This window comes from Corynebacterium singulare, from assembly GCF_000833575.1.
Lineage (GTDB): Bacteria > Actinomycetota > Actinomycetes > Mycobacteriales > Mycobacteriaceae > Corynebacterium > Corynebacterium singulare.
The window spans coordinates 823,058-842,959 of record NZ_CP010827.1; the positions used below are offsets into that span (position 1 = coordinate 823,058).

The 19,902-nt window shown below is 60.1% G+C and carries 20 protein-coding genes and 2 pseudogenes; 10 read left to right on the plus strand and 12 right to left on the minus strand.

Annotation, left to right across the window (positions count from 1 at the left end; genetic code table 11):
* Positions 1–92 precede the first annotated feature (92 nt).
* On the minus strand, positions 93–578 hold the full coding sequence (locus CSING_RS03840; protein WP_144403109.1) for a hypothetical protein: 486 nt from the start codon (positions 576–578) through the stop codon (positions 93–95).
* A 56-nt stretch (positions 579–634) separates the two neighbouring features.
* On the opposite strand from CSING_RS03840, the gene CSING_RS14015 reads away from it, so the two are divergent.
* From CSING_RS14015 to CSING_RS03855, 4 genes are all read left to right on the plus strand, one after another.
* The gene (locus CSING_RS14015; protein ID WP_236684028.1) at positions 635–1,867 is read left to right on the plus strand and encodes a site-specific integrase; all 1,233 of its coding nucleotides are present in this window, start codon (positions 635–637) and stop codon (positions 1,865–1,867) included.
* A gap of 611 nt (positions 1,868–2,478) precedes the next feature.
* Positions 2,479–3,501 (plus strand): DUF4192 domain-containing protein, encoded by a 1,023-nt coding sequence (locus tag CSING_RS03850; protein WP_042529873.1) that lies wholly within the window; start codon positions 2,479–2,481, stop codon positions 3,499–3,501.
* Positions 3,502–3,662: 161 nt separating this feature from the next.
* On the plus strand, positions 3,663–3,806 hold the full coding sequence (locus tag CSING_RS13820) for a hypothetical protein (RefSeq protein ID WP_005291046.1): 144 nt from the start codon (positions 3,663–3,665) through the stop codon (positions 3,804–3,806).
* A 91-nt stretch (positions 3,807–3,897) separates the two neighbouring features.
* Positions 3,898–4,317: a single-stranded DNA-binding protein gene (locus CSING_RS03855; RefSeq protein WP_042529874.1), complete on the plus strand. Its 420-nt coding sequence runs from the start codon at positions 3,898–3,900 to the stop codon at positions 4,315–4,317.
* Between the two features lie 360 nt (positions 4,318–4,677).
* Here the strand turns inward: CSING_RS03855 and CSING_RS13560 are convergent.
* The 4 genes and pseudogenes from CSING_RS13560 to CSING_RS03870 form a co-directional block, all read right to left on the minus strand.
* Positions 4,678–4,782, minus strand: a pseudogene (locus CSING_RS13560) (IS6 family transposase); the annotation flags it as partial.
* Between the two features lie 115 nt (positions 4,783–4,897).
* Positions 4,898–6,085, minus strand: coding sequence for an MFS transporter (locus tag CSING_RS03860; RefSeq protein WP_042529876.1), 1,188 nt, complete (start codon positions 6,083–6,085; stop codon positions 4,898–4,900).
* An 85-nt stretch (positions 6,086–6,170) separates the two neighbouring features.
* Positions 6,171–6,773, minus strand: coding sequence for a TetR/AcrR family transcriptional regulator (locus tag CSING_RS03865; protein WP_042529878.1), 603 nt, complete (start codon positions 6,771–6,773; stop codon positions 6,171–6,173).
* Between the two features lie 207 nt (positions 6,774–6,980).
* Positions 6,981–7,691, minus strand: coding sequence for an IS6 family transposase (locus CSING_RS03870; protein WP_042529880.1), 711 nt, complete (start codon positions 7,689–7,691; stop codon positions 6,981–6,983).
* Positions 7,692–7,814: 123 nt separating this feature from the next.
* Between CSING_RS03870 and CSING_RS14200 the strand changes: the two are divergent.
* A pseudogene (locus tag CSING_RS14200) lies at positions 7,815–7,931 on the plus strand (recombinase family protein); the annotation flags it as partial.
* Positions 7,932–8,019: 88 nt separating this feature from the next.
* Here the strand turns inward: CSING_RS14200 and CSING_RS03875 are convergent.
* Positions 8,020–10,023, minus strand: coding sequence for a vWA domain-containing protein (locus tag CSING_RS03875; RefSeq protein WP_236684029.1), 2,004 nt, complete (start codon positions 10,021–10,023; stop codon positions 8,020–8,022).
* Positions 10,024–10,094: 71 nt separating this feature from the next.
* Positions 10,095–10,541: a DUF1990 domain-containing protein gene (locus CSING_RS03880; protein WP_042529884.1), complete on the minus strand. Its 447-nt coding sequence runs from the start codon at positions 10,539–10,541 to the stop codon at positions 10,095–10,097.
* A gap of 59 nt (positions 10,542–10,600) precedes the next feature.
* Between CSING_RS03880 and CSING_RS03885 the strand changes: the two genes are divergently transcribed.
* A complete protein-coding gene (locus CSING_RS03885) occupies positions 10,601–11,806 on the plus strand; it encodes a DUF418 domain-containing protein (protein ID WP_042529887.1) in 1,206 nt (401 codons plus the stop codon).
* Positions 11,807–11,813: 7 nt separating this feature from the next.
* On the opposite strand, the gene CSING_RS03890 is transcribed toward CSING_RS03885, so the two are convergent.
* The 3 genes from CSING_RS03890 to CSING_RS03900 form a co-directional block, all read right to left on the minus strand.
* Positions 11,814–12,122 (minus strand): hypothetical protein, encoded by a 309-nt coding sequence (locus CSING_RS03890; protein ID WP_042529889.1) that lies wholly within the window; start codon positions 12,120–12,122, stop codon positions 11,814–11,816.
* Positions 12,123–12,217: 95 nt separating this feature from the next.
* Positions 12,218–12,784, minus strand: a complete 567-nt coding sequence (locus CSING_RS03895) for a hypothetical protein (RefSeq protein WP_042529891.1) — start codon at positions 12,782–12,784, stop codon at positions 12,218–12,220.
* A 182-nt stretch (positions 12,785–12,966) separates the two neighbouring features.
* Entirely contained in the window at positions 12,967–13,275 is a 309-nt protein-coding gene (locus tag CSING_RS03900) for a DUF4232 domain-containing protein (RefSeq protein WP_052471377.1), read from the minus strand.
* A 223-nt stretch (positions 13,276–13,498) separates the two neighbouring features.
* Here CSING_RS03900 and CSING_RS03905 point away from each other — a divergent pair, with 223 nt between their 5' ends.
* From CSING_RS03905 to CSING_RS03915, 4 genes are all read left to right on the plus strand, one after another.
* Positions 13,499–14,506 (plus strand): ABC transporter substrate-binding protein, encoded by a 1,008-nt coding sequence (locus CSING_RS03905; protein ID WP_042529893.1) that lies wholly within the window; start codon positions 13,499–13,501, stop codon positions 14,504–14,506.
* A gap of 128 nt (positions 14,507–14,634) precedes the next feature.
* Positions 14,635–14,904, plus strand: a complete 270-nt coding sequence (locus CSING_RS13565; RefSeq protein ID WP_144403110.1) for a hypothetical protein — start codon at positions 14,635–14,637, stop codon at positions 14,902–14,904.
* Between the two features lie 74 nt (positions 14,905–14,978).
* On the plus strand, positions 14,979–17,075 hold the full coding sequence (locus tag CSING_RS03910) for a siderophore-interacting protein (RefSeq protein WP_042529896.1): 2,097 nt from the start codon (positions 14,979–14,981) through the stop codon (positions 17,073–17,075).
* Positions 17,076–17,440: 365 nt separating this feature from the next.
* Positions 17,441–17,827, plus strand: a complete 387-nt coding sequence (locus tag CSING_RS03915; protein ID WP_042529898.1) for a hypothetical protein — start codon at positions 17,441–17,443, stop codon at positions 17,825–17,827.
* Here the strand turns inward: CSING_RS03915 and CSING_RS03920 are convergent.
* Entirely contained in the window at positions 17,824–19,002 is a 1,179-nt protein-coding gene (locus tag CSING_RS03920) for a hypothetical protein (RefSeq protein WP_042529900.1), read from the minus strand. The genes CSING_RS03915 and CSING_RS03920 overlap by 4 nt on opposite strands.
* A 102-nt stretch (positions 19,003–19,104) precedes the next feature.
* Positions 19,105–19,821 carry a DUF4232 domain-containing protein gene (locus CSING_RS03925; protein ID WP_236684030.1) on the minus strand — a complete coding sequence of 239 codons (717 nt, stop codon included), beginning with the start codon at positions 19,819–19,821 and terminating at the stop codon, positions 19,105–19,107.
* Positions 19,822–19,902 lie beyond the last annotated feature (81 nt).

The window sequence follows — 19,902 nt, forward strand, 5'->3', positions numbered from 1 at the left end:
TTGGGGGCCTGCATATCCGAGTTGCAAACCTTGGGCTTTTATTCTGCCCGGTGCCTCGGTGGCCAACCGTCTCAAGTACGGCTGATTACATTTTACCCTACTTGTGAGGACAAATCAAAGATCGGCGGAAACATCGTAGCCACGACACTGTCCGGTACAGGGTCGATAAGATCCATCGTCAGTCCTTCACCTGCGGCGAAGCGTCGTCCGGTGCTAGGCCGGTAAAAGGTGAACGGCAACGTTTGATCGGCTTCGTTCTCCAGGAGCTCGAGTCGTGCCAGGAGGTGTTTGCGCGCATCGTGCAGACGCGGGTGTCGCTTCTGACGGCCTTTCGTATCGTTCTTCACAATGGCGTCCAGATACCTTAGTTCACGAGCTACGGCGCGGATTTCACCGTAAGTTTCAAGGGCGGTAAGCAAGAGCTGTGTCACCTCCTCGCGGGAAAGTGGGGGAGTGAACAAATCGAGAGCGTCAACATAAAGCGTGTGGTTATCGTCAACCAACGTGCGCAGCACTTCCTGGCGTCTACGCGCGACGTCGTCGGTAGACCATTTTGCAGGACGTTCTGAAGGATCCATACCAGCAATGATAACAAATTCGTACCTATTACAAAAGTGGGTCTATAGTGGTGTGTATGTCCAAGCAAATACGTGCCGCCAGAACGAAACTAAGCCCTGGGGAAGATTCCATCGATCGCGTCGTTGATGCTTTACCGCCGCGTGGTCCATACGAAGCGAAAATCACCGTCCGACTATGGGACGGAACGACTTACCGCCCGACAATCCGGGCAAGGACAAAGGGGGAATTCCGGCGAATTGCCGTCGAGAAGCGGGACAGCAAGCTCAACTCGACGTCGACCAATTGGGATAAGAGTAAGAACTTCTCGGCGTTCATTACCGACGTTTCTAAGCCGGCCATCCAGGCGGCACGGCTGCGGCCGAACACGCGCGCCCGGTATGAGCTCGCATTGAAACAGGCCGAAGCACAGCTTGGAAAACATGCCATTGGCGAGGCTGTGAAATTCCGAACTCTCGAACGCGCATTGCAGGCCATCGCCACCGCAAACGGGTCGGAATCCGCACGGCAGGCCCGTACTGTCGTGAGCAAGTATATTCTGGATCAACTCATCCGCGAGGGCGTTATCGACCACAACCCGTTACGCGGAATCAGTATCGACCTCGGCGAGGTCAAGAAGGGCAATAAACCGCAAGGTGGTCACGCCCTGACGAACGCACAATACGACGCCGTTGTAGACCATCTCATTGCACGCGATACGGCCAGACCGTTACCACCGGGTACGGACAGACGAGCAAGCTCCATCGCAAAACATGGCAACGTGGTTGCGCTGGCACTACTACAAGCGGGGACGGGACTTCGCATCTCAGAGGCGCTGGCGGCGACGAGACAATCTGTAAAAGTCGCTAATGGGCAAATCGCGATCAGCATTACATCTGATCAATCCAAAACGCACAGAGGCCGTTCTATCCCGTTCCTGGACAAGCGTGTCGAAAAGTTTTGGTTAAACCGGCTCGACGGACTAGGAACGACCGACCCACTGATCCCTTCGCCAGGAGACAAGCAGGCGCACTGGCGCACCGACAACGCCGTGAAAGCGTCAGCGGCTCTGTTTAAAGATGTCGGCGCGCAGGTCCAGGACGACCACATCGCTTTAATGAGATCCCATGACTGGCGCACGGTGCTCAATAACCGGGCCATCGCGCGAGGGGTGCCCGCCCAGGTGCGTGCAGCCTACTTCGGGCATGACGTCGACGTGAACACGCGCAACTACACGGATTGGACTGATGTCGACGCTATGCGGGGAGTCTTGAATCTCGGTGAAGAAAGTGGGACTCAAAACGGGACTTAAGAGTCGGTAATCTGCGGTAAGGCGCAGTAAGGCCCAGTATGCTTATACCTCTCTAATCAGCAGGTAAAAGGGTAATAACTGCAGGTGGCTCGAACTTGAGGGTGAGAACCCAGAGGTCGTAGGTTCGAATCCTGCCCCCGCTACCAACTTCCAAGCCCCTACCAGTGGAAACGCTGGTAGGGGTCTTCTTTGTTTTGTGTTGAAACCCGGCATTTGGTGCACTAGATGGTGCACTAGAGTCAGAATCCTGCACCAAACGGAACTGCGACGCTCCAACGAAGCGGCGCAGGTTTTCGGGGCATTGCTTAGTGATTGCGAGGTCGGCGGCAACGAAGGAACGCCACGGGAGCCGGCAGTTCGAGGAAAGCAACTGCGAACTGCTGTGCAAGTCTCACAACCGCGCCAAAGGTAACGCTTAACCAGCGGCGACGCGGGGATCTAACAATGCTGCGTCGCTAGCGCCCGCACCCGGCAAGCCCAATACCAGGCTGCGCTAGCGACGCCCGACACACATCAGTGCTGCACTGCTAGGATACGCCTGCGACCGGCAGAGCCGGGCCGAATACGGGATTGACCACGTACACCCCGTATTCGTGCAAAGGAGCACTGTCATGTCCACTCATTCCCACACGCTTGCATCCCACGGAGAGATCCTCGCGAACCTCCCCGGCATCCTCGGCTTCTACCCGAACAACTCGCTGATCCTCGCGTTCTTCGTCGACGACGAGGGTGTCGACACCATCCGCCTCGGCCCGGTCGCGCGGTTCGACCTGGACGAGGCCGTGGAGAAGCTCACCGAGAGCCGCGAGCGGTTCGCAGCGTGGGTCCACCACCTCGAACTCGACGCTGTTATCGCGTACATGATCAGCGACGACATTGCGCAGCCGGTCTTCGGCGAGACAGCCACGTATCTCACGAGCGGGGCCGTGCACCTACCGCCGCTGCTCGGGGTGGTGCAGGTGCCTGAGATCGTCACCGGGGCTGCGTGGTGGTCTGTGTACCAGCATCCGCTCATCGACGAGCCGCGCCACGGCGTTGTCGGCGAGGTCGCCGCATCGGCGGCGCTGCGGCAGATGCTAGAGCACACCGGCGAGCTGCCGGAGCCGAGCAAAGACGACATCGAGGCACGCCTGAACAGCACCGATCACGGCATCGACGCTGCCGAGCACGCCGACATCATCGAAGACGCGCTGGCGTATATCCCGCCCATGTTCTCCGACGTGCTGCAGCGTGAATACGAGCAGGCGGCGGCAGGAATAACCCAGCCGAGCACGCGCGCTGTTCGATCGGCGCTGAAATGCTTCACTACAAAGCGCTTGCGAGACGCGCTGCTCGCAGCGCTGCTCGATGACCCGCAGGCGGGCCTTGCGTTCATAGAGAAGGTTATGCGCGCTGTCCCGACCAGCTGGCCAGGGATGCGCGCGCAGCTCACCGCCACTGTTGCCGTGCTTGCGCACGCCACAGGCCAGCCGGGGCTAGCTGGCGTGGCTGCGCAGCGAGCCACCGAGATCGGGCCAGACGAGAATTTCCCGTCGTTGGTGGCGAAGCTCACCGACATCGGCCAGGGCGAGCGGATGGTCGAACTCGTCCGCGAGGGCGCCGAGAAGACCCGCACGATCTTGTTTGCCGAGTAGCACCACCTACCCCGTTGCAGCGATGCAACGGGGTTTTTCTTTTCTCGCGGGGCCGTGGCTTGCGACGACCGACACCTCAACGAGGCAGGGGAGTGGCCTTTAGACAGCAGAGCTGTCTCCAACAGACGGATTGACCATCAATCCGAACAAGGAGGCACCTGATGCGCGACTTCATCCACACCGACCTGGAACTGCTCTACCAGCTCGCCGACGGTATCGACGGCGAGGACGCCGATCCGGGCGCAGCGCAAGAACTGCGCGACCTAGAGGCGGCAGGCACACCGCTGCCCTGGGCAGTGCTGTAACGACAGCGCAACCACCCCACAGCAGCAAAGCCGCTGCTTAAGTACCCAAACTGCACAGCAATTCACACCCACTCACGTAAGGAGAACCACCATGTCCAACCCATTCAACAACGGCACCATCGTCGGCAACGCAGCTCGCGCACCGAAGCTGTTCGAGCACGCAAACGGTGGCGCGACGGTGAAGCTCAGCGTCTATGCGCGCAACACCTTCAAGAACAAGGCCACCGGCAAGGTCGAGTCCGAGATCGTGGAGCTGACCGGCTACGTCCAGGACGCGAAGAACCCCGGCGTGTTCGGCTGCATCGGCTCCGGCGATCGCGTCGTGGTGAGCTACTCGTTGAAAACCGACGTCTACACCGACAAGGACGGTGTGAAGCACTACCCGCTGGTCGCACGCATCGACACGGTGCAGTTGATTGATTCCAAGAAGGAGTCCGCGGCCCGAGCAGCCCGTCGAGGCAACGACGCTGCGACCGCAGCGCTCGCAGACGCTGAACAAGCACCGTTCTAGTTACAACAACACCCCGTAGGTTTCCCTGCGGGGTTATTTTTTCTTCAAAATACTAGATCCGCCGAGGTCGTGGTCGACCCATACATCGATTCGTACAGTTCCCGTGTCGCTGAGATGGGATTCATCCAACCTTGCCCCCCGGAAGAGCCCAGTGCAGGTTGTCGACCACCTGTGGGAGCTCCTGGGCCTACAAGACCAGGTACCCGTTACGACTCCCAGAAATACAAGATCTGACCCCTGCGAATGTCGCCCCGGACCTTGAGACCGTCGGTCCCCATTTCAGGTGCTGTTGCAAAGTTGGGGGGAGAGCAGCGAAGACTCAGTTTCTCATTCCCTGATGGCCGCTGCGTGTGGGCGTTCTCAGGCCGTCTCGAAGGCCCGGTTGACGATGACCGCGTCCGGGTTCGGTTGCCCGTAGACAAACATCGTGCCTTGCCCTTTCCGCAATGAGTGCATCGCCTCCACAGTGCTACATGGAGACGAGAACGCCGTTGGGATGCGAAAGTAGCTACGTCTGTTTGATGGTCCAGGAGATCGACGGGCCTGCCGATTGGAGATGTGATCTGATCAGATCAGCAGATCAGACACAATCTACTGTTTCAGTTGCATGGGGCGGTCGAAGAGGTTGTCTTCTGCCTCGTGCTTGTGTTGCGAGGGTGAGTGTGGCGAGAACGGCGAAGGCTGCTCCGATCCACATGGCTGCGGAGGGATCGTCACCGGCTCGGCCGATGGCGAGCGCGCCGATTGCTGATCCCAGGGCGACGCCCATGGTAATGACGGAGGTGTGCACCGTGCTGACCATGTTCCCGGTTCCTCCGATTTCGGCGACGCGGGCGACCATGGCGGGGTTCATCGGCACTCCGGCGACGCCTACGATGAGCACCATGGCCAGCACGAGCGGCTGTGCGTTGCTGAAGGCTCCAAGGAGCGCGAGTGAGATGAATAGCAGTGTGTGTCCGATGCGCAGGATGCCGATGGCGTGCTGGTCGGCGAACTTGCCGACGATGAGGTTGCCGATGAAGGACACGATCCCGTAGGCGAGCAGGATCAGGGTCGTCGTATTCGTCGCGAAGCCGGCGTTCTGTTCCAGCAGCGGGGTGAAGTAGGAGAAGCCGGCAAAGGCTGCGCCGATGGTCAGCAGGCTGACCAGGTATCTGGACCAGAGTTTCGGCGAGCGCAGCTTGCGCAGGTCCTGTGCGGCGGCTTCCTGGGTGGCGGCTTCACGGGCGGGCAGGGTGAGCAGGCTGATGAGGAACACGGCGAAGGCCGCGATGCCTAGGATGTAGAAGCTGGACTGCCAGCCCCAGCGGGCCGCGAGGAAGTGCGACAGCGGCAGGCCGATGACGGTTCCGATCATGATGCCGCCGAGCACGATGGACACTGCTTCGCCGATCTTCTCCGGACTCGGGGCCAGTCGGGCGCTGTAGGACACGGCGATGCCATAGGCGGCGCCGGAGAGGCATCCGGTCAGGACGCGAAGCAGTGCCAGCCACCAGAACTCGTGGATCAGCGGGACCAGGACCTCCAGCGCGGCATAGGTTCCGATGACGATCAACAGCGAGGCTTTGGGTGGGCGATGCCGCAGGAGGTACACCAGCAGCGGGCCTCCGAGCGCCATGCCGAGCGCGTACAAAGTGACCACCGTCCCGACCTGGCCGGTCGAGACGCCCAGGTCTGCGGCGATCTGCGGCATCATCCCCGCGGTCTGGAACTCGCTCATGACCACCACCATGATCGTGAGCATCAGTACGTACAGGTATTTCTTCATTGCTCGGTCTCCAATGTGGATTCTCTAGTACAAAATAAAGGTGCAGGTGAGCCCGACAGCTCACGGATTTCTCAGTAGTAGCGTATCAAGGTGTCAGGGCACTGAGGCCGAGTGCGACGATCCGCCGCAGTTCCTCGGGTGCGGAGCCGGCCTGTGCCATGACGCGAATCCCTGAGATCAGGGTGACGACCAGCAGTGCGGTGTCCCGAGCGTCCAGGTCCGGCCGGAGGCTGCCGTCGAACCTGCCGGCCCTGACGGCGTGCTCCAGCATCGCGAGCTGGCGTCCCAGTGCACGGTCGAGGATGCGGGCGACGCGCGGGTCCTGACTGCCGCGGTCCGGCGTCATGCGTGTCGTCACGACCATGCACCCGGCCGCGTGCCCTTCAGTGGACGCCTCGTACTCCTCGGCGATCATGAGATTCAGAACACCGCTCACGCGTGCGAAGCCATCCAGTTCGGCATCGGCGAGCACCGCCTCCTGACTCTCACCAGTGACCTCGACATAGCGCTCCAGTGCTCGAACGAACAGCTCATCCTTGGAGTCGAAGGCGTTGTACAGGCTGCTCCGCCGCACCCCGGCCGCCGCGCACAACTGCTCAGTCGACGTGTCCGCGAATCCACGCACCCTGAACTGCGCGGCCGCGGCATCCAGCACCGTCGCCTCGTCAAACGTTCGTGGTCTACCCATGTCCGCGATGCTAGCAGTTAATGGACTATGGAGTACAAAACAAACACAGGCCGCGACCGACGCAGCGTTGACTGGTGCAGCCGTTGTTGAATGGGCTGCCCGCATGACGCGCACCTGGCTCGTATAGGTGCTGTTGCAAAGTTGGGGGGGGGAGAGCAGCGAAGACTCAGTTTCTCATTCCTTGATGGCCGCTGCGTGTGGGCGTTCTCAGGCCGTCTCGAAGGCCCGGTTGACGATCACCGCGTCCGGATTGGGGTGCCCATAAGCAAACATCGTGCCCTGACCTTTCCGTAATGAATGCATCGCTTCCATCCCTTTCAACGTCCGGTAGGCAGACGTCCGGTTCTTAAACGCGCCTTTCGGCCCGAGGATCCGCTTCAGCCGACCATGGTCGCCTTCCAGGATGTTGTTGAGGTATTTCACCTGCCGGTGTACCACTGTTGGCGGGCAGATTCCCTCCGCCTTCAGCTCGGATATTGCCTTGGCCAGAGCTGGTGCCTTGTCGGTGTTGATGACCCGCGGGGACCCGGCTGTCGTATTCGATCGCAGCGTCTTGGCCAGGAAACGCTTGGCCGCAGCCACATTCCGTTTTGGTGAGAGGTAGAAATCTAAGGTCTGCCCACCGGCGGTAATAGCCCGGTAGAGATAGCACCACGTGCCGCCGACCCGGATATAGGTCTCATCCACCCGCCAGGACCGGGCCTGCCAGTCGGGTACCTGCCGGTACCAGCGAGTGTGCTTATCCAGCTCAGGGGCGTATTTCTGCACCCAGCGGTAGATCGTGGTGTGATCGACTGGCACACCCCGCTCGGTCATCATTTCTTCGAGGTCGCGGTAGCTCACGCCGTAGCGGCAGTACCACCGCACCGCCCACAGGATGATGTCACGGGGGAAATGCCGACCGGAGAAGATGCCCATGGCTCTGATTATTTCACGCCGGTCTTTCTACTGCCCCAACTTTGCAACAGCACCGTTCCTGGCATTGTTTTACACGTGGCTAGCGAGGTCTAGGCCTTATGTTTACAGAAAGTGGTGAGTGTGGTGTCAGCGGCTAGTGATTCTGGTTCGCGTGGGCAGCGGGTGGGCTATATCCGTGTTTCCACGGTGGAACAGAATAATCAGCGGGCCATGTTCGGCCCGAAAGGCCGTCTCGAGCGCTAGGCCTTACCGTCACCGTAAATAAGCCCCGAAAACTTTGCAGATTCGGGGCACTATCTACCGTGAACGACGATCGTCGTGAGCGCGGCTAGCGGTTCAGGCTTCTAATAACCACAACCAGAGCAATGATGAGCCCGAGTAGGACTAACAATCCCAGACCACCGATGAGAGGAAGAGGGATAGCAGAGAAGAAGGAGGAGTCGTCGTTGTCTTGCGCCTGGTTATTGGAGTTGTCCTGCGCGGTTGGCTCCGGTGCCTCTGAGGGTTTCTCGGTCTCGAGCTTGACCGGCGCAAAGGTTGGCTCGGGGACTGGGTCGCCGAAAACATCGGTCACGAGGTCATACGTAAGAACAGGCAGCTGGGTGGTTTCGTCGATCTCTTGGTCAGTCAGGAACTGCTCATAGTTGACAGCGATATATTGCTCGCCGCCCTGCCACACGCTTTCGATTTCCGACATCCCAGAGCCGTCGTTGTGTGAGCCGCCGTAGCGGTTGGCGAATAAGATGGGCGCTGGATAACTGAAGTCTTGGCTGTTGTCCTTCTGGACGGTTGCGCGGTACCCTTCCATGCGAATCTCACTGCGCGCGTCGTTGTAGGCGGTCAGAACTAGTCCATCACCAGGTTTGGAGTGCTCGAAATCCTCCGCTTCTTCAACCATGGATACCTTGCCCGCGAGTTGCTGCCCGTGCTCGACAGGGATGCGGTAGAAATGCGTTTCACCAGGAACAATCTGGGCACGCACGGGCTGCTTAGGGGAAAGTTCGGTGGCATCGGTGAACCACGTTCCGGGAGTTACCTCGGCGGGGTCGCCGGAAGTCGTGATGCGGCCTGGCTCGGTCTTTTCTTCGGCCGGATCCGGTTGACCGTCCATATCCGGCTCGCCAAAGCGGGTGATGGTCACTTCGACGCCGAGCTCTTCATCCTGCTTCCAGTCGCCTACGCGCTCGATAGCGAAGGCGAGTTCATCGGAATCGCATCCCTCTTCACCGCCCTGGGTGCTATACAAAGACGCTGTTTGGTACTGGTTCACCCCAAGTTCATTGGCCGTGGCGGTGTCGAGTGCGCAGGATAGCTCGACTGAGGAAACACCTAAATGGAATGATTCACCTTTTCGGAAGCTATTAATACTCGGCTCTTGCGTCGTGTTGGCGCTGATGACCACGCGCTCGCCTTCAGCGATAGGGGTGGTGAAGAAGGTCGTGGACTCAGCGGAGTGCCCTTTACCTTCCGTCGGCGGAAGGATGGTGGAGAAGGCCTCTACGTCACGGTCCACCTTGGCCGCGGCTCCTTCGGATTTGCCGCCTTTAATTTCCTCGAGTTCAGATTCGTAGGCGTTGTAGGTGCGGGGTGCCGCGCGGCGTAGTTCTTTGGCTAGGCTGTCGGCGTCGGAGGCATCGGCATAGGTGCCGCCGGTGGCGTCAGCAATGCACTGCAGCTCCTGCTGAGCCTCAGGCTCGACGTTGAAGCCCACCGTGTTGATGACGAGATCGATACCTTGTTCCTTCAGTTCTTTTGCTACGTCACACACTGGCGGTGGAGTACAGGTGGCCACGCCGTCGGACACCAAAATGATGCTGCGCTGGCCCTCTTTGGGAAGCTCGGCCGCGGCCTTGCGCAGGGACTCACCAATAGGTGTAAAACCTCGTGGCTGCAAGCCATCCATGTGGGTAATCATTTTCTCGGAGTTGCCGGCTTCCGGTGGCGTGACCACGGTGATGTCCTGGCAGCCAGCTGCCTCATCCTCGGGCGCCTCGCCGGTGTTACCGCCGTAGGTGACAAGGCCCAGTGGGGCGTCGTCACCGGCTTCTGAGATGAAGGTCCGAGCGGCGTCTTTCGCTGCGTCGATGCGGGTCTGGCCGCCGGCGTCGTTGGTGATCATGGAGCCAGAAGAATCGAAGACCACCATAGTTGGTGCCATAGTGGTGGAGCTAGAGGGAGTATTCGACGTGGATGGGCTGGGTGGTTCTACTGTCTTATCGTCGGCAGCAGCTACCGGGAAAATCCCAGCCACAACGGCAATGGCGATGGCGGCTAGGGTGCCAAGTAATGCGGTGAATCGTGATGTCGGCGAGAAGCGAGGCGCTGTGTTCATGTGAGTCAAGTTACATGCAGCGTGGAAGTCTTGTCGCCGAAAGCAGTTCACGAGGGGAGTGGCCCCCACTGTTAGCCGTCCAACGCCCGTAGATAAAACCACTGAATCAACGCACGCCGGGGAATATCGAGTAGCGGGCGCAGGAAGGTGAAATGGGCGGGCTGGGAGGAGGCATCGACAAGCAACAGCGTGCGCCCATCCCGCAGGCGCTCCAGCGTAAAGGTTTCCTCGCCGCGCTCGATATGGCCGGGCAAAGTGCCATAAGTGAATCCGCAGTGTCCTTCGTCACGGAACACATCCACCACTCGGCAGCGAAACGTCCAGAGCCCTAACCTCATACTGACCTCTGCGCCTTCCTCCACGACGTCATGAGTTGCTCGCACGCGAAAGAGGCCGCTGCGCTGTAATCTCCAGCGAAACAGCTTGTTGGCCGCGGCATCGAAGTCAGTATCGATGACGCGGGACATGTGCAGCTGCGGGAAGCCCTCAGTGGAAGAGTACGACAGTGGCTCAGGCATGGGGCTTAGCCTAGTCAAACCGCCCTTAGATGATGCTTGAGAATAGTAAAATAGGGTGTATGCAGGAGAAACGACAACGCCTCATCGTTCCCGACTTAGCGCGCGGCACGGCGCTGTTGGGGATTGCCATGGCGAACGCCGTGCAGAGCTGGGTTGTGAACGAGTGGTCCTTGGGGCCCAGCTCCACCGTGGGCGGTGTGCGTCCCGATAACACCCCCGACATCGTGGCCGCAGTGTTTACCGGCATGTTTGTGCGTGTGCGCGGCCTGCCGATGTTCTGCATGCTGTTGGGGTTCGGCATTGGATTAATTGAGGCCAGCCTGCAGCGCAAGGGCTACACCACTAAAGAATCACGGCGCGTGCTCATCCGCCGCTACGGATTGCTGGCGGTCTTTGGTTTGGCGCATGGCTTTGTGCTTTTCGACGGTGACATCATGCTGGTCTATGGCCTCATGGGCATCGCTCTGGCGTGGTGCTTTACGCTCTCGACGCGCACTCTGCGGCGCATTGCCTACTGGTTCTTTGGCGGATATGCGGTTTTCGCTGGTTCGGGTGCAGTGGGAGCCTATTTTGGCTACTTCAATCCTCTGCCCAGTTCGCGGCCGATGACCGCTGACCTTTTTACCTTCGGCGACTACTTTGCCCGCAACCTGCGCGGTGAGATTGCTGCCTTGGGGCAGATCCCCATCACATTTGTGGGGCTGGTAGGCGTTTTACTCATCGGATATATCTGGGCGCGGGAGGGCGTGCTTGCAAACGTTTCTGCGCACCGCCGAACCTTGGTCACCTGGGTTGTTATTGCAGGTATGGTCATTGTCTTTGTTGGTCTTCCGTGGGGGCTTGCGGCCGCTGGCGTTGTGTCAACCGAATTGGAACCGGTGTTCTTCATGCTGAACCAAGCGTTTGGCTTTCTTACTGGTCCTGGCATTCTGGCGATATTGGCACTGCTCACGGAGAAACTCAACAACCGTGTTCCCGGGTGGGCCTATGCTTTCGTGGCGCTGGGCAAGCGCTCGATGTCGGGCTACATTGCGCAGTCGGTCTTCTTCATCATTCTGGTTACCCCAGCTGGCTTTGGGCTAGGGGCGGATGCTTCGGTGAGTGGCAAGCTTGGAATCGGTCTACTGGTCTTTGTTCTCACGCTGCTTCTTGCCGCTTTGCTTGAGGCTTGGGGCAAACCTGGCCCGTTCGAGTGGGCACATCGCCGACTAGCATACGGCCCAACGGGCCGCATCGAGCCCAAATCAGCACCTGCACCGGCCTGATGTTGGTCTAAGCGGCTGGTTCCTCGCGCAGGAGCCAGCCACAAAGCTGCCTCTGCGCGCGGTCGACACCTCCGGGGTAGCTTTCCTCGAGCTCTATCTTGACATCGTTAAAGATGCGCTCAGAGATAAGTTCGGCGCGTTCCCTGCTTAACTGCCCCCGCAGCTCATCGAGGGGCACCTTGAGTTCCGTATACGGGCTTGGCCGGAAGTACCACGACCGCATGTCGTCGGCGTAGACGACGATAATCGTCTTCGTCATCTGCGATTCCAGCACAACATTTCCAAATACCAGTGACGTCAGCGTCTTCGATTCCATGGCCGCGATTGTAGGCTGTCGTCAATGATTTGGCTGCCGAGACAAAAGAGAAGACCCAGAACTTACACGTTCTGGGTCATTGGGAAATTTAGTAATTAGCGGTGGAGGCGTGCGTTAAAGATGGCAAGGCCGGGACCGTGAATAGGCTCTACCTGAACAACTACCTTATCCAGCCCGCTGATGTTGATGGGGCCAGAGTTTACTACCTGACCGGGCCTAACAACGTAAGTCTTCGCGTACTCTGCACGATTGTTGCCGAGGAAGACCTTCACGACGGCGGAGTCGTTGCCCTCCCTGCGCTTGATGTTCTCATCCCAAGCAAGGCTAAAGGTTAGGGTGTTGTACTTGCCATCCAGATCGCCTCGTCCGACGTAGGCTTCAATGTCTGATGTGGTGCGGGTACGGACCATGGTGTCGGTGATGGTTTGACCATTGACCGAAATGCTGTTGACGTAGTCCATATTCAGCAGGTACTGACTCGAGCCTGGCTGAACAAGGTTTTCGCTTGTCACTGATGGTCGCGGGGCTGACTGGGGCGCGTTGCCGGGGTTAGGATTCGAGCTGCCAGCACCGTTAACGGCACCGGCGATGATGGCGATGATGGTGATAATGGCACCAATAATCTGCGGCAGGGTTTGCTCAAGCCTGTAGAGATGAATCATGAGAGCTCCTTGAGAGAAGAGAAATCGCCAGTATGTGGCAGATTTATAATGCCCCCTGTGTGATTGCTGTGCAATAGCTTGGGGGATCAACTTTAAGACTTGTTACCTGAGGGACATGAGTTTCATGATTTGCGGCCAGTTACGTTGAAAGGTCTATCTCCGAATCCCCCCGGGGGTGGGCTTTAGGCGGCGGCGACGGGCTGGATTGAGAGGTAATTCGCATCGCCCGCGCAGCCTTCGAGGCCTTCGACGCGGATGAAAGCGCTGGCGGTTTCGCCTGGTGGGTAGACGCGCAAGCCGTCGGCTGTCTGGGGCTGGCAGGAAGCGGGGTCGAGGACGCCAACGTTGGTCATCTTGAGGCCCGCGCGGGCCGACTGGCCGGGCTGAAGCGTGACGGTTGTTGCTTCCTTGCCGGTTTCGCGCACGGCGGCGGCGCCAAGCTGGGTGCCGTCGTCGTTGGTGACGGCGGAAACACCGGGGAAGCCGTGCAAGGTGCAGGGCTGGGAGGACGTATTGGTGAAGGTGATGTCCGCTAACCGCGCCGTGTAGTGGCTCTGCAGGCATTGCCGCTGAGCAGTAATGGGAAGCTGGATCGTCGTGCCCTCCCCGATCCGGATTAAGTTAAAAAAGTCTTGATTACCCTTGTTAGCCTACCCTTGGTGATGGTAGCCTTACCTAAGCTTGTTTGTTTAGTGAAATGGAAACCCATTCAGAATGAAGAACTCAAACGTTGTCCGTGCGCTCAGCATCGCCGTGCTCTCCACCACCCTGGCGTTGGGAGCCTGCAGCTCCGATGCAGATGACAAGGCGGAAAATACTTCCTCAGGCGCAAACTCCGCAGCGAATTCCGGCGATAATGCCTCCGAAGTCAACATCAAGCACGCCAGGGGGGAAGACACATACCCCGTAAACCCCGAGCGCGTCGTTGCCATTGGTCCAGCCATCGACAACCTGCTGGCTATGGGCATCAAGCCCTCCGCCGTGGTGGTGTCTGCTAAGGACATGAATGCCCCGTGGCGCGACGGCAAGTTGGATGGAGTGGAGATTATCAAGCAGACCGATTTCAGGACTCTGCCGAAGGAAGAGATCGCTGCCGCTGCTCCGGATTTCATCGTCGGGGACTACTGGACGATCTCCGAGGATAACTACACACAGCTCTCCGAGATCGCGCCCACTCTGGGTGGTATTGGCACCGAGGGTGAAGGGATCGGCTGGAAGTTGCAGCTGAAGGAGCTCGGCAAGATCTTTAACAAGGAAGATAAAGCTCAAGAAGTCATCGACCAGGATGAGAAGGTCTTCTCCGATGCGAAGTCCGAGCTGCCGAATATCGAGGGTAAGACCGGTGTGGTCTCCCAGTTCGCTCAGGGATCCTTTGGAGCTGTGGCCGACCCGAAGGATCCAGGAGCCTCCTTCATCTACGACCTGGGTATGAAGTTCCCGGAGCCTCTGACCGACGGCTCTATTGAGGTAAAGCAGGGGCGCGTGACTCTGTCGCCAGAAAACGTCTCCGCCCTGGCTGCGGACTTCATGGTGATCTATAACCGCACCGGTGACATCGCGGAGGTGGAGAAGATCCCGGGCTACTCAGACCTGCCGCAGGTCAAGTCCGGCGCCACCCTGGCGGGTAACGAGGCTGTGGTTGCCGGCCTGAACACGCCGACCTCCCTGTCCCGTGCATGGGTATTGGAGCAGGTCAAGCCTACCTTGAAAAAGATCTCTTAGTCTCTTTTTCTCCAGCACCCCTCGCGAGTGTGTCGCCCGGTGTGGCAGCGTGGGGTGTTTTCTTATGCCCTTTCTTGTTCGCTCACTCGCCTCCCCGCTGTCGCCCTCCGACCCGCAAGGAACTCTGCTTGTCTTCTACGCAGTGGGATCCGGCTGCTGCGTGGAGGCGCCGTCCGGGGGCGTATTCGGTGCGGGTGAGCGAACTTGAACTTACGCACGCGCAGCTGGTGAAAGCCGATGGCTGGAAGAACGTTTTCCAGCAGTGGGCACCGCGGTGCTGGACAAGAGTTCGGCTGACCGGCCAGCACCCGAGGCGAGATGCACCGACCGTGCGCATGCCGACCCACCGCATGCCGATCCACCGCACTGACCCGCTACACACCGACCCAATCCACTGAAACAACCCGCATACCGACCCTACGCACACCGACTCACCGCACACCGCCAACCCAGAAACGAGAAAGGAATGACCATGGCGAGGAATAGCCGAGACAGGGAAATCTACCCCATTACGATCCGCGAACTGCAGGTCGATGACATCGAGGACATCACACCAGGGATGCGTCGCATTACTCTGACGGGCGAACAACTACGCGCCCATAGTGCGTTCGGCGTAGACGCACCACCGCTAGTCAGCGATGGTTTCGACGACGATATCCGCATCATCTTCCCAGACCCGGCCACCGGGGAGCGCCCTCACCCCATCACACGGGAGGACGCGACGGTGCTATGGCAAGAGGAAGTTAAAGATCTGTTTCGGACATATACCGTCCGTTCATTCGACGCCTCCCAGGGCCGTCTCGTCGTAGACTTCGCGCGGCATGGCCAAGGCTTGGCCGAGGACTGGTCCGCACGAGCTCGACCGGGAGATCCCCTGTATATCGCAGGGCCGAAGTCTTGCGCAGCGCTGCCCACCCACACTCCGTGGCTACTGATGGTGGGCGACGAGACGGCGCTGCCGGCGATTGCTCGCTGTATAGAGTCTTTGCCCGCCGGGTATAGGGCAGTGGCGATTATTGAGGTAGCCACGCGGGCACATGTCCAGCGACTGGAGTTCGAAGCACAGGTGGACATTCACTGGCAGGTGCGAGACGAGGGCGGGGACTTCGTGGCGAAAGCTACCGAGTTGTACGGAGAACACCCAGAGTGGGCGGCCGAGCCCGCTGCGATGCCCTATGTATGGGCTGCGGGAGAGGCCGGGCGATTGAAGGTGATCCGACGCTGGGTTCGAGCTCTGGGGATTCCGCGGGAAATCGTGGAGATTACGGGGTACTGGCGCGCAATGGCACCGGTGCAATCGGAAGCAGGGGCGACGGCTACGCAGGCTGAGAGTGCGGGGCAGGTTACGGGCACTCTGTCGCAGGGCGACAGTGAGGGGGCGGAGACAGGGGCTGTGACGAGCCACCGTAATGCGCTGGTTGAGCTGCATGAACTCACCGAAATGGGGTCGGCGATTCTGGTGCGCCAAGCCGTAGGGTTGGGGATTTTTGGCCTGATTGATGAGGGCGCGGATCGAGTGGATCAACTGGCCGAAGCAACTGGCCTGCAGCAGGAGCTGGCTCTCCGGATTGCGCGTTACCTGGAGGCAGTGGGGTTAGTGACGTTGTCGGCGGATGTAGCACTGGATAGCTCAGCGGAGGATGTGGCGGACCAACGGGCGGTTCGAATCGGCCTCACTGCGCTGGGCAGCGAGTTGGCAAACCCGGATTCTCCAGTAAGGGATTGGATTACCGGGCCGGCAGCCGCCAAGACCGCAGCACTTGGCCAGCTAGGGCAGGCACTGCAGAATCCGGCTGATACCGGCGAGCACCGCTGGGACTACATTGTGCAAACCCAGCCACAACTGGCCGTGGAGGAACACGAACAGGCGGCCTCCAGCGCTCAGTGGTCGGCCCCGGCCGCAGCGGAGATTCTGAGCAGCAAGCTACTAGCGCGACAGGATGCTGGCTCGCTTCGATGTGCGGTGGGAGGTCCGGCCGCGGCGGTGTATGCGGATGAGATTCTACGTAAGATACCGCAGGCCAACGCCGTGGTGTTGGGGTCGTTTTCGGAGGCAGAGGATGACGCAAGGATTTCAGTAGGCGCAACAACTGCAGCGATGACGGAGCCTGGGGCCAGCGCAGAGGAGGTTATGCTGCGCGATATTGCTCCACGCCGCCGGGATCGTGCTCGATATAGTGCACTGCACGCTCCAACGGTTGGGCGTAGCGGTGGGGATGCGCGCCGGGCGGATTGGGCTGGCACAGTGGCTACTTTGTGCGAGCAGGTAGATGCTGTGGTGCTGGTTGATCCGTGGCGACGTTGGCCAGCTATAGAGCTGCAGCAGCTGGTAGCTGCCGTACTACGTTCTGGGGCGCAGCTGTTCCTGGTGACCCCAGTGTTGCAGGAAAGCGGGGCCGAGGATCATGACTACCAGGAAGATTTATCACGCCTCGTTCTGTATGGATCGCAGCTGCCCACGGCCCGTGTGATTGCGAAGCACCTGGCTGCCGTGGGGGCGGTAGTGCGTTCGAAGCAGGCGGTGGGGTGGAGTGCCCAGCTGTTCGAGGTGGGGAGGGGAGGTAGGTAACTGCCTGTGGTCGGGCGAAGCGTGTGGAGGAGCGGCGGACGTTCGGTGGTTTGCTAAACCGTTTCTAAAGTGCCCCCTGTCGGCCGGGATCCCCCTTTCCGCTGGGAGCCTTCCTATCGGCTGGGGTCCCACCCCTTCGGCTGGGAGCGCCTGTCGGCTGGCCCCTAGCGGCTGAGCTGCCTCCATATCGGCAGTCACACACCCCCCAAAGTAATTAACTTAGCCTATCCTTTATCTAGCTAGGCTGCCCCATGTGGGGTAGACGCGGTAGACGTGATTGACGCGCGCTCGAGGATCGATCAACACCCGTGCGTCCGATGGCCTTCACCGCACCCCAATGAGCTCCCTACACGTTAGGCTTCTACATGTTTCGAAACAATTCGCTGACCCGTCGCGCGGCAATGAAGACGGCCGCTGTCTTAGCAGCATCCACTCTCGTCCTTTCCGGTTGCTCCCGAGGCGAGGATTCCTCGGCGTCAAATATTGAGGGCAATGGGAACGAGCGCATCGCCGCAGTTGGCCTAGGAGACAGCGATATCTTGCTCGCGCTAGGTATCCAGCCTGTTTGGCAGCAACACGCACATCGGGAAAACGTTGTCATCAACTCGGGCGCGCGTTTCCAGGATCAAGGTGGCATCCACAAAGGGGAGCATGCGGTCGTGGCCGCGGGCACGGTGGTGACCAAGGACGTCGCGCTGCGCACTATTGCGGGCGGGGTGTCGGCCCGTTACTTGCGCGACATCGAGGGCTAATCCGCGCGGGCAGAGGACGTTGCCGCCGAGCGCATGGTACCCGCCTCCAGGTCATCCTCGTTGAAGAAGTCGAGGACGCCGTCCTCGAAGACGTAGGCGCCGTCGGGGAAGTAGAGGGTCAGAGTGCCGTCTTTGAGCTCCGCCTGGATGGGGTGACCCAAGGTGCCGGCCTCGTAAGTGCCGTCGCCGACCTTTTCAAATTTCTTGTCGGACAGGAAGTCTTTGGAGTCGTCTCTGAAGGTGGCGAGGTCGACTTCCGTTTCGCCATGGGTTTTGAGGAAGTAGTTGCTTGGTCCGTTCATGGCTTCCGCGGGGGAAAACTCACCGTCGAGGAAGTCGCATTCACTTTCGCTGATGGAGAAGCGGCAGCGGACGGGGCCGCTATTGGTGTCGAATTCGTAGAACTCGTCGAGGTCGGCCGGATCGACGGCGTCGTTCAGATGGGTGAGGTCGATTCCGATGTGGTGTTTGTCTTCTGCGTTGAGCTCGGTCTTGAGTGCTCCGAAGTCCATCGCGGTAAATGTCACGCTCACTGGCTTGCCTGCCTCATGTGCGGGAGTATCGCCCGTAGTGAAACTTACGGAGTCGCTGCCAATGGTGAAGTCGATGCCGTCGCCGGAGAAGTACCCATTGCTGTCATTGAGCGGGTGGCCCCAGTTGAAAACGATGGAGAAGACCACTTGTTCGCCCTCGTAGTTGCCGGAGGCAATGATGTAGCTCAGGGGCTCGCACGCATCGAAAGAATCTTGGGTGACCTTGAAGTCTTTGAGAGGTGCTCCGCGTTCAGGCTCCTCCGTCAACAGGAAATGAACGATGGCCGTTGGTGCTTCGCCTTTGTCAACGAATTCGCCGACTCCGGAGTCGGCGACTCCGGCGTTCGGGTCGCAGCTTTCTTCGGCCAAGGATACGGGCCAGTTGCGTGTCGATGCCGCCCTGCTCGACGTAGCTGGGCTGGTGCTGCTGCGAGTCGCGCGTGAGGAAGTGCTCGAGGTCGCTGGTGGGTTGGAGGCAGACTCGGTCGCCGCGCTCAAGTCAGGTGCCACTGCGGATTCCGACGGGGCTGCCTCGCGCCGAGTGTCGGGGAGGGAGCAGGACGCAACGAGCGCGGCTGCTGATGCCGCCGCTACTGCGGCACGCGCGGTGCGTTGGGGCAGGAGGACAGGGAGAGTGGTCATGGTGTATGTCCTTCGTCCGAGGGGCGAACTCGTGGCCGAGACTAACGAAGCGCGAAGCCGAGTCCTATCACCGGCTGGAAATTGTTAGGAGATCGAAATGATTTACGGGGAGAGCTGAGTGATGGGCTGGACAGACAAGATGTCGACCTCGCCCGCGCAGGCCTGCAGGCCCGGCACTGCGACATAGAGGCTGTCGGTGTTTTCGGGCGGATAGATCCGCAGGCCATCGGCGTCCTGCGGTTGGCAGGCCGCCGCGTCGAGCAATCCCACGTTGGTGATCTTGAGCCCCGCGCGGGCCTGGGCCCCTGGCGCCAGCGTCACGGTGGCAGCTTCGGTGCCGGTCTCACGCAGCGCGGCGGGGCCTAGTTGAGTGCCGTCGTTGCTGGTGACGGCGGAGACGCCGGGGAAGCCCGTGAGGGTGCACTCCTCGCCAGAGGTATTGGTCAGCACGATGTCGACGAGTCGGGAGCCAGCGGCTCCCTGCTCGTTGGTGATCTCGGCGGAGAGCTGGGAGGTGGCGCAGGCGCCCTCGGGCAAGGGCGGGATAGTGGAGGATGCTGGGGCTGGTGCGGTGCCGGACGCGCCGGGAGCGGCCCCGGAAGCAACGTCGTCGGCCGTGGCGGTATCGGCGGCGTCAGCACCGCCAGTACCGCCAGCACCGACAGTGCCGTCGGCGGCATCGTCACCCGCAGGTGCGTCGGCCGAGTGAACGACGGTGGTCGTGACTGCCGACGGTGCCGCAGAGTCCTCCTCACCGGCGGAACACGCGGCGAGTGGCAGCAGCAGGCTGAGGGACAGGAGTGCGCGCAGATTCTTCACACCCACAGGGTAGTTTCACAGCACGACGGGGACTAGAGATTACTGGTCACGAGTCTGTTAAGTCTTTGCTAGCAATGAGCA

What these genes read in the sequence shown, in the direction of transcription:
- CSING_RS03840 (WP_144403109.1), bottom strand. Translation starts at nt 578, where the DNA reads ATGGATCCTTCAGAACGTCCTGCAAAATGGTCTACCGACGACGTCGCG.
- CSING_RS03865 (WP_042529878.1), bottom strand. Translation starts at nt 6,773, where the DNA reads ATGGGTAGACCACGAACGTTTGACGAGGCGACGGTGCTGGATGCCGCG.
- CSING_RS03880 (WP_042529884.1), bottom strand. Translation starts at nt 10,541, where the DNA reads ATGCCTGAGCCACTGTCGTACTCTTCCACTGAGGGCTTCCCGCAGCTG.
- CSING_RS03850 (WP_042529873.1), top strand. Translation starts at nt 2,479, where the DNA reads ATGTCCACTCATTCCCACACGCTTGCATCCCACGGAGAGATCCTCGCG.
- CSING_RS03905 (WP_042529893.1), top strand. Translation starts at nt 13,499, where the DNA reads ATGAAGAACTCAAACGTTGTCCGTGCGCTCAGCATCGCCGTGCTCTCC.
- CSING_RS03895 (WP_042529891.1), bottom strand. Translation starts at nt 12,784, where the DNA reads ATGATTCATCTCTACAGGCTTGAGCAAACCCTGCCGCAGATTATTGGT.
- CSING_RS03890 (WP_042529889.1), bottom strand. Translation starts at nt 12,122, where the DNA reads ATGGAATCGAAGACGCTGACGTCACTGGTATTTGGAAATGTTGTGCTG.
- CSING_RS03875 (WP_236684029.1), bottom strand. Translation starts at nt 10,023, where the DNA reads ATGAACACAGCGCCTCGCTTCTCGCCGACATCACGATTCACCGCATTA.
- CSING_RS14015 (WP_236684028.1), top strand. Translation starts at nt 635, where the DNA reads ATGTCCAAGCAAATACGTGCCGCCAGAACGAAACTAAGCCCTGGGGAA.
- CSING_RS03920 (WP_042529900.1), bottom strand. Translation starts at nt 19,002, where the DNA reads ATGACCACTCTCCCTGTCCTCCTGCCCCAACGCACCGCGCGTGCCGCA.
- CSING_RS03870 (WP_042529880.1), bottom strand. Translation starts at nt 7,691, where the DNA reads ATGGGCATCTTCTCCGGTCGGCATTTCCCCCGTGACATCATCCTGTGG.
- CSING_RS03860 (WP_042529876.1), bottom strand. Translation starts at nt 6,085, where the DNA reads ATGAAGAAATACCTGTACGTACTGATGCTCACGATCATGGTGGTGGTC.
- CSING_RS03885 (WP_042529887.1), top strand. Translation starts at nt 10,601, where the DNA reads ATGCAGGAGAAACGACAACGCCTCATCGTTCCCGACTTAGCGCGCGGC.
- CSING_RS03855 (WP_042529874.1), top strand. Translation starts at nt 3,898, where the DNA reads ATGTCCAACCCATTCAACAACGGCACCATCGTCGGCAACGCAGCTCGC.
- CSING_RS03910 (WP_042529896.1), top strand. Translation starts at nt 14,979, where the DNA reads ATGGCGAGGAATAGCCGAGACAGGGAAATCTACCCCATTACGATCCGC.
- CSING_RS13820 (WP_005291046.1), top strand. Translation starts at nt 3,663, where the DNA reads ATGCGCGACTTCATCCACACCGACCTGGAACTGCTCTACCAGCTCGCC.
- CSING_RS03915 (WP_042529898.1), top strand. Translation starts at nt 17,441, where the DNA reads ATGTTTCGAAACAATTCGCTGACCCGTCGCGCGGCAATGAAGACGGCC.